Here is a 7,863-nt window from a genome sequence, read left to right as displayed (position 1 = left end):
GGCGGTTTCTAGGGGTCGTTGCAACACCTGCTGGCTAGTTGTTCAGTAGTAGATCACGCAGACGCTCGGCTGGGGAATCCCAGCCGAGCGTCTTGCGTGGGCGTCCGTTGAGTTCCTGGGCGACGTGTTCGAGGTCCTCGGGTCCGTAGACGGCCAGGTCGGTGCCTTTGGGGAAGTACTGGCGCAGTAGTCCGTTGGTGTTCTCGTTGGTGCCGCGTTGCCAGGGGCTGGCCGGGTCGCAGAAGTAGACGTCCATGTCCGTGGCGAGCCGGAAGGCCTTGTGCGCGGCCATCTCGGCGCCCTGGTCCCAGGTGAGGGATCCGCGCAGGTGTGCCGGCAGGGTCGCCATCGTGCGGACGAGCCCGTCGCGGACGGCTTCTGCGCCGTGGTCACCGGGTGGCAGGTGGACGAGCATGGTATAGCGGGTGGTGCGCTCGACCAGGGTCGCGATCGCTGACTGGTTCAGCGCTCCGGTGATCAGGTCCCCCTCCCAATGCCCGGGCACCGCCCGGTCCTCGATCTCGGGCGGGCGCTCGGAGATCATCACCATCGGATCGGCGAAGCGGGGCGTGCGCTGGCCGGGGTCCCGGTGCGGCTTGCGGCGGGTCCGCCCGGAGCGCAGGGCGCTCTCGAGCTCGCGTTTGAGCCCGCCCCGGGCCTGGAGGTAGATCGCCTGGTAGATGGTCTCGTGGCACACGCGCATCTCCGCATCGTCGGGGAATTCCCTGACCAGCTTGTGCGAGATCTGCTCCGGGGACCACTTCACGTCCAGGTGTGCCTGTACCCATGCGCCCAGCCGTGTCCCGTCGAGCTTGGACGGTTTGGGCCGGGCCCGACGGCGGACCGCACTCCGGTGGGCGGTGTGGGGCAGGTACCCCAGCTCGGAATCGGCGTTGCGGCGCAGCTCCCGGCTCAGCGTCGAGACGCTGCGGCCCATCACGGCGGCGATGCGGCGGAGGGACAGGCCGTCCCGGTGCAGGTCCCGCAATCGCTCGCGCTCCTGCAGAGTCAGGAACCGGGCACTGATCGGGCGCTCGCCCCGGAACGCCTCGGCAGCCCTCAAGGCGGCCTTTTCAATCGTGTTCGTCATTCCCCGTTTGTAGCCCACAACCCGCCCGTCCGGATGGATCCTGCGCCCGTTGCTCTTGCGGATACCCCGGTCCCAGTCCCTGGCAGTGCGCTCGTTGACCCCCACCCGGCGAACCGCTTCACGCCTCGGGACCCCCTGACTGCGTAGCTCGAAGTACTCCCCACGCCGGGGGTGACCCTCGCGGCGAGGGTACCGGACGTCTTGGGACGCCCGGCTCCTCAAGCCCGCCTTCCGCACCCACCCGGCACACGTGCTCGGGTTCAGCCCGAGTTCCCGGGCCGCCGCCGTCGTACTGCCCAAGCGGTCAAAGACGACGAAGAACCGCTCCCTGTCCCCGGTCGACGGCCTCTTGACGCTCTTCGGATCCTTCGTTAAACGCGGCACGGTCGTTGCAACCCCCAATATCTCTGGGTGTTGCAACGACCGTTAGAAGGCGCCCGATGCCGGGCCCTCCCGCTGCTCCGTGGCCGCCAGCTGCGCCGGGGTCGCGCGGGATGGCGACGGGGCGCTCCTCCGCGGCGCAAGGCAGCGGAGGGTCTGGCCGCCGCCACGCACCTCGGTTACCGTGCAGGGACCGGTGCCGCGACCGACCCCTTGGAGGCCCCATGCCGCTGTCCATGGACCAGGATCGCCACGCCAACGTCGTCGCCCACGAAGCCCTCCCCGCACCGCGCCTTCCGGAGCAGAGACGGGCCATGGCCGCCGGACGCCTCCCCACGGGGCGTGGCGACACGGCGCGCTCACGGACGGGGAGCCAGCGTCCCGGCCCGCACTTGGATGTGGCCTCCGGCCAGGGACGCCGCAGTGACCCCGTCGGCATCCCGCTCGAGCAGCTCCCACGGGCGGGCGGTGGGATCGGCGCCGCCGAGCGCGCACGCGAGGCGTGCCAGTGGCACCAGCCACCGCGCCCGGCCCACAGGTGCTTGCATGTCGACGACGCAGGCCCGGGCCCCCGGCGCCGCGAGACCGGCGGCCAGGGCCCAGGCGTTCTCCGGTGCGGGCACCACGGACAGGGCGTAGGTGGCGATCACCGCGTCGAAGCCGGGGCCGCTGCCGGGCACGCCGGGACCGAGCAGGCGGCGGATGTCCTCCGGGGTGGCCGTCGCCGCGTCCGCCTGCACCAGGTGGACGTTCCCCCACCCGCACCGTTCGGACCGCCGCCGCGCCCGGGCCAGCATGGGGCCGCTGCGGTCCAACCCCACGACGGCGCCGCCCGGCCCGACCCGTTCCAGCAGTGGCGCGAAGTTCAATCCGGTCCCGCACCCGAGGTCGAGGACCGTGGCCCCGGCCGTCGGGGACAGGGCGGACATCCCGGCGAGACGGCCGCCCCGGTACAGGAGCCGTTCCCCGGAGAGCGCGTCGTACGCCCACGCGAACGAGTCGTAGCGGTCCAGAGGCACACGGACAGTCTGCCTCCCGGCGGAGGGGAGGGATAGGTGCAGGCCATCTGGGACCTCGCGGTGCTCGGAGGCGGGACGGCCGGGCTGGTCGGCGCACGCACCGCCGCCGCCCTCGGCGCCCGCGTCGTCCTCGTCGACCGCGGCCACCCGGGCGGGGACTGCCTCTACACCGGATGCGTCCCCTCCAAGGCCCTGCTCGCCGCCGCCCACCAGGCCGCGGCGGCCGGACGGCCCGGCCCGGCGGCCTTCGCGGAGGCCAGGGCGCGGATCCGGACCGCCATCGAGGCGATCGAGCCGGAGGACTCCGCGCGGGCGCTCGAGCGCGACGGCGTCAGCGTCCTGCGCGGCCGCGCCCGCATCGAGCCCGACGGCGCCGTCCTGGTCGACGGCCGGGCCCTGCCCGCCCGCCGCTACCTCATCGCCACGGGCGCGGCGCCCACGGTCCCCGACCTCCCCGGGCTCGAGCAGGTCCGTCGCGGCTCGCCCGGCCCCGAGGTGCTGACCAGCGAGACCGTCTGGGACCTGCGGGAGCTGCCCCGGTCCCTCACCGTCGTGGGCGGCGGACCCGTCGGCTGCGAGCTGGCCCAGGCCCTGGCCCGCCTCGGCAGCACCGTGACGCTGCTCGGCTCCGCGGAGCGGCTCCTCCCCCGGGAGGACCCCGAGGCCTCGGGGCTCCTGCGCGCGGCCCTCGAGGCGGACGGCATCCGCGTCCTCACCGGCCGGCGGGCACACGCGTTCAGCCGCGGCCCCGAGGGCCCCGTGGTCACCGCGTCCGACGGCTCGGCCATTCCCGGCACCCACGTCCTGTTGGCCCTGGGCAGGACCCCCCGCACCCGCTCCCTCGGCCTTCCGGCCGCAGGTATCAGGCTCGACGGCCGGGGACGGGTGGCCACCGACGCGCACTTGAGGACCGCCAACCCGCGGTTCTGGGCTGCCGGGGACGTGACGACCCACCCCGACTACACCCACGTCGCCGGCGTCCACGGCGCGATCGCCGCGACCAATGCCGTACTCGGCACCCGCCGCTCCCCCAGCCGCGTCCAGCCCCCCCCGCGTGGTGTTCACCGACCCCGAGGTCGCCGCCGTCGGCCCCTCCACCGGCCCCAACCAGGGGACGACGACCATCCACCACTCGCGCCTGGACAGGGCAGTGGCCGAGGCGGACACGACCGGCTTCACCCGGATCGCCGTCGACCGCCGGGGACGCCTCACGGCGGGAACCGTCGTCGGGCCGCGGGCCGGGGAAACCCTGGGCGAGCTGTCGTTGGCCGTGCACGGGCGCCTGCCCGCCGCCACGCTGGCCACCGCCACCCACGCCTACCCCACCCACAACGACGCGCTCTGGGCAGCCGCGATCGCGGTCCAGCGGAACCGGCTGGCCGCCCCTGCCCCCGCGTCAGGCATCCGCCTCCTGGCCTGGCTCCGCCGCCGAACGACCGGCGGCTGAACCCGGCGGCCGACGCCACCTTGCCGGGGGACGGGCGGGCGCGGAGAATGCGGGCACAGTGTATGCCAGTTCACAGATCCGACCCGGCGCCCGTCCTAGCGTGAGGAACACCAGAACCAGTCAGGAGGACACCATGTCTGCCTCACACACCACGCCCCACGGACACGCCACCGCCTTCCCGTGGGGACGCCGCGCCACCGCCGGCGTGGTCGGCGGCCTCGCCGGCGGCCTGCTGTTCGGCGCCATGATGGCCATGATGGGGATGTTTCCCATGATCGCCGCGCTCGTCGGCTCCTCGTCGGCCGCCGTCGGCTTCACCGTGCATCTGGCCATTTCCGTGGGCTACGGCCTGCTGTTCGCGTTCGTTGCCGGCCGCTTCCTGCACGCCTACGGGCGCGGCACCGTGGCGGGGCTCGTCTACGGCCTCGTCCTCTGGGTGGTCGGCCCCTTGCTGGCCATGCCGCTGATGCTCGGCATGCCGGTGTTCGCCTTCACGGCGGCGACCATGCTCTCCCTGGCCGGGCACCTCGTCTACGGCGCCGCGCTGGCGCTCGTGGCCGTGCGCGTCATCAGGGAGCACGCGTGAGCGACGAGTGGCCTCCGGCCGACCCGGCGCCCGGGCGCCCGGCCCCCTGGGCGCCCGATGGACGGGAGCCCGACCCCCTCGGGGCGACCGGACGCGCCGGCGGGGCCTTCACCTGCCTGTCCGAAGTCGACCTCTTCGCCGACCTCTCCTCCGAGGAACTCGCCGCCATGGACCTCATGGCCCCGGCCCGCAGGTACCGCAGGGGCGAACTCGTGTACAGCCAGGCCCAGCCGGTCGCCGCCCTCTTCATCCTGAAGACCGGGCGCGTCCGCGTGTTCCGGGTCGCGGAGGACGGCAAGGCGCTGACCCTGGCGATCCTGGAGGCGGGGGCGGTCTTCGGGGAAATGTCACTCGTAGGCCAGCGCATGTACGACAACTACGCGGAAGCGATCGAGGACTCGGTGGTCTGCCAGCTGGGGGTCGACGACGTTGAGCGGTTCCTGCTCTCCGACCCCCGGATCGCCATCCGGATCACCCGCCTGCTGGGTGACCGCGTCGCGCGCCTCGAGGACCGGCTGGCCGACCTCGCGCTGCGTCCCCTGGCCGCCCGGGTCGCCTCGACCCTGCTCGACGTGGCCTCCTCCACCCCGCGCGGCCGCCGCTTCGGCCGGGCCCCCGTCGTCGCCCTCACGCACGAACAAATCGCCGGCCTGCTGGGGGCCACGCGCGAGGCCACCACGAAGGTCCTCGCGGACCTCGCGGCGCAGGGGGTGATCCGCCAGGCCCGCGGAAGGGTCACCATCCAGAACCAGGCCGCACTGAGAAACGCCGCCCGGAACGCCCACTGATCCACCGCCGGCGCCCGGCACCCGATCCAAGGAGCAGCCCCCGATGGCCAGAGACCGCAGGACCCGCGACGAGGTCTTCCTCGAGTACACGAAGAGCATCTGCCCGATCTGCAAGACGGTCGTGGACGCCGAGGTCAATGCGCGCGGCGGGAAGGTCTACCTGCGCAAGCACTGCCGCGACCACGGTCCCTTTGATCACGCTCATCGAAATTCCCCACCCGGCGCTCACTGAATTTCCCCAGTTCGTGTCAGTCCCTGAATAGGGGCGGGCCCTCCCCGAAGCTGGTGGTCTCTGACCACACACCGGCTTTCGAGAAAGGCCCGTCCCTTCATGCTGCCATGGAAGGAAGACGTGGAGATCCACGCGTTGAAAGAGCGCGGCTGGAGCATCAGCCGCATCGCCAAACACACGGGGCGGGACCGCAAGACCGTCCGCGCCTACCTCAACGGGGAACGGACCCCGGGGATGCGCCGCCGCTCCGGACCGGATGTTTTCGCCCGGTTCGAGGCCTACGTCACCGCCCGGCTGGCCGAGGACCCGCACTTGTGGGCGTTGACCCTGTTCGACGAGCTGGCCGGGCTGGGCTATGACCGCTCGTACCAGACGCTGACCCGCCAGATCCGCGCCCGCGGGCTGCGCCCGGCGTGCGTGGCGTGCGGGAAGGTCACCGAGCGCCCGAACGCGGTGATCGAGCACCCGCCCGGGGAGGAGACCCAGTTCGACTGGCTCGAGCTGCCCGACCCGCCGTCCGGCTGGGGGCCGGGGCGCAAGGCGCTGCTGCTGGTGGGCTCGCTGCCGCACTCGGGCAAGTGGCGGGCCGTGCTGGCAGAATCGATGGACCACGCGCACCTGATGGAGGCCATCACCACGCTCATCGCCCTGCTCGGGGGCCTGACCCGGGCCTGGCGCTTCGACCGGATGGGAACCGTCGCGGTTGCCGGCAGTGGGGACATCAACCCCGCCTTCGCCGGCTTCGCCAAGCACCACGGCGTCGAGGTGCTCCTCTGCCCGCCCCGGTCCGGGCACCGCAAGGGCGTGGTGGAGAAGAACAACCACACCGCCGCGCAACGCTGGTGGCGCACCCTGCCCGATGAGACGGGCTTCGAGGCCGCCCAGGCGAGCGTGTTGGCCTTCGCCCAGTCCCAGGACGCCCGCCGGCGCCGCGGGCCCCAGGGCTGGAGCACGGTGGCGGCGATGGCCGAGGTGGAGGTGTTGCGCCCCGCCCCGGCGGCCGCCTACCCGGTCGCGGTCCAGGACGAGCGCACCGCCTCACGGCAGGGCCTGGTCTCCTGGCGCGGCAACCGGTACTCCGTGCCCCCGGAGCTGGCCGCGGCCAGGGTCGTGGTCACCCACCGGGTCGGTGCCGGGCACCTGCAGATCCGCTCCGGGAACGCGGTCGTGGCCCGGCACCGCATCGCCGAGCCGGGCTTGGGCGCCACCATCCGCGACACCGGACACGTCATCGCCCTGAACGCGGCGGCGATGGCCGCGGTGAACACGGCCAAGCCCCACCGCCGCAAGGAACGCATCCCGCCCGGGGCCGCCGCCCGCGCCGCCGCCGACGCCCTGCTCGGGCGCCCCGCGGCGCCGGAGGCCTCCGTGATCGACCTGGCCGCCTACGAGGCCGCCGCCCAACGAAAGAGCTACCTGCCATGACCACCACCCCCACCCCGGCCGCCGTTCCGTCCACGAACGCGCAGGCGGCCACCTACCAGCGGCTGCGCGCCCATCTGGCCACGCTCAAGCTCGCCGGGGCCGCCGAGGCGCTGCCCGCCGTCCTGGACCAGGCCCGCGCCGACGGCTGGTCGATGACCGAGACCCTCGAGCGCCTGTTGGCCGTCGAGGTCGACAGCGCCGAGGCCCGGCGCCTGGCCGGACGGCTGCGCTTCGCCAGCATCCCCACCCCGGCTACCCTGGCCGGGTTCGACACCGACCACGCCCAGGGCGTCGACCGGTCCCTGATCAACGAGCTGGCCACCTGCCGGTGGCTCGAGAACGCGACCAACGTGCTGCTCATCGGCCCGCCCGGCACCGGCAAGACCCACCTCGCCGCCGGGCTGGCCCGCGCCGCCGTCGAGGCCGGATACCGCACCTACTTCACCTCCGCGGCCGACCTGGCCGCCCGCTGCCACAAGGCCGCGATTGAGGGCCGGTGGGCCACCACCATGCGCTTCTTCGCCGGCCCCACCCTGCTGGTCATCGACGAGCTCGGGTACCTGCCCCTGCCCGGGGAGGCCGCCTCGGCCCTGTTCCAGGTCATCAACCAGCGCTACCTCAAGACCAGCATCGTGATCACCACCAACCGGCCCGTCGGGGCCTGGGGCGAGATCCTCGGCGACACCACCGTCGCCGCCGCCATGCTCGACCGGCTCCTGCACCGCTCCGTGGTCCTGAACCTGGACGGGGACTCCTACCGGCTCCGAGCCCACCACGACGCCGCCGAACAGCTCCGCCGAGCCACTACAGGCACCCCGAAAACGCTGCTAACCTAAACCCCGCGACTGGGGACATTCACCGAGCACCAACCGGGGAATTTCGATGAGCGTCATCA

At 73.1% G+C, this 7,863-nt stretch carries 8 protein-coding genes and 1 pseudogene; 7 read left to right on the top strand and 2 right to left on the bottom strand.

Features of this window, described 5'->3' with window-relative positions:
* Positions 1-34: 34 nt before the first annotated feature.
* Positions 35-1,195 (bottom strand): IS30 family transposase, encoded by a 1,161-nt coding sequence (locus AC1Q5D_RS17705; protein ID WP_481738913.1) that lies wholly within the window; start codon positions 1,193-1,195, stop codon positions 35-37.
* Positions 1,196-1,830: 635 nt separating this feature from the next.
* Entirely contained in the window at positions 1,831-2,490 is a 660-nt protein-coding gene (locus AC1Q5D_RS17700) for a class I SAM-dependent methyltransferase (protein ID WP_481739756.1), read from the bottom strand.
* Positions 2,491-2,526: 36 nt separating this feature from the next.
* Between AC1Q5D_RS17700 and AC1Q5D_RS17695 the strand changes: the two are divergent.
* The 7 genes and pseudogenes from AC1Q5D_RS17695 to istB form a co-directional block, all read left to right on the top strand.
* A pseudogene (locus AC1Q5D_RS17695) lies at positions 2,527-3,414 on the top strand (FAD-dependent oxidoreductase); the annotation flags it as partial.
* A gap of 130 nt (positions 3,415-3,544) precedes the next feature.
* Complete coding sequence (locus AC1Q5D_RS17690; RefSeq protein WP_481739755.1) at positions 3,545-3,937, top strand: hypothetical protein; 393 nt, start codon at positions 3,545-3,547, stop codon at positions 3,935-3,937.
* Positions 3,938-4,070: 133 nt separating this feature from the next.
* A complete protein-coding gene (locus AC1Q5D_RS17685; RefSeq protein ID WP_481739754.1) occupies positions 4,071-4,523 on the top strand; it encodes a hypothetical protein in 453 nt (150 codons plus the stop codon).
* The gene (locus tag AC1Q5D_RS17680; protein WP_481739753.1) at positions 4,520-5,311 is read left to right on the top strand and encodes a Crp/Fnr family transcriptional regulator; all 792 of its coding nucleotides are present in this window, start codon (positions 4,520-4,522) and stop codon (positions 5,309-5,311) included. Before AC1Q5D_RS17685 ends, AC1Q5D_RS17680 begins: the two co-directional genes overlap by 4 nt.
* A 43-nt stretch (positions 5,312-5,354) precedes the next feature.
* Positions 5,355-5,543 (top strand): hypothetical protein, encoded by a 189-nt coding sequence (locus AC1Q5D_RS17675; protein ID WP_481739752.1) that lies wholly within the window; start codon positions 5,355-5,357, stop codon positions 5,541-5,543.
* A gap of 99 nt (positions 5,544-5,642) precedes the next feature.
* Positions 5,643-6,968, top strand: coding sequence for an IS21/IS408/IS1162 family transposase (locus AC1Q5D_RS17670; RefSeq protein WP_481739330.1), 1,326 nt, complete (start codon positions 5,643-5,645; stop codon positions 6,966-6,968).
* Positions 6,965-7,804: an IS21-like element helper ATPase IstB gene (istB, locus tag AC1Q5D_RS17665; RefSeq protein WP_481739329.1), complete on the top strand. Its 840-nt coding sequence runs from the start codon at positions 6,965-6,967 to the stop codon at positions 7,802-7,804. Before AC1Q5D_RS17670 ends, istB begins: the two co-directional genes overlap by 4 nt.
* The last annotated feature ends 59 nt before the right edge of the window (positions 7,805-7,863 follow it).

The sequence above is a fragment of the Arthrobacter paludis genome (assembly GCF_056782315.1).
This window is presented reverse-complemented; position numbering and strand designations above follow the sequence as displayed.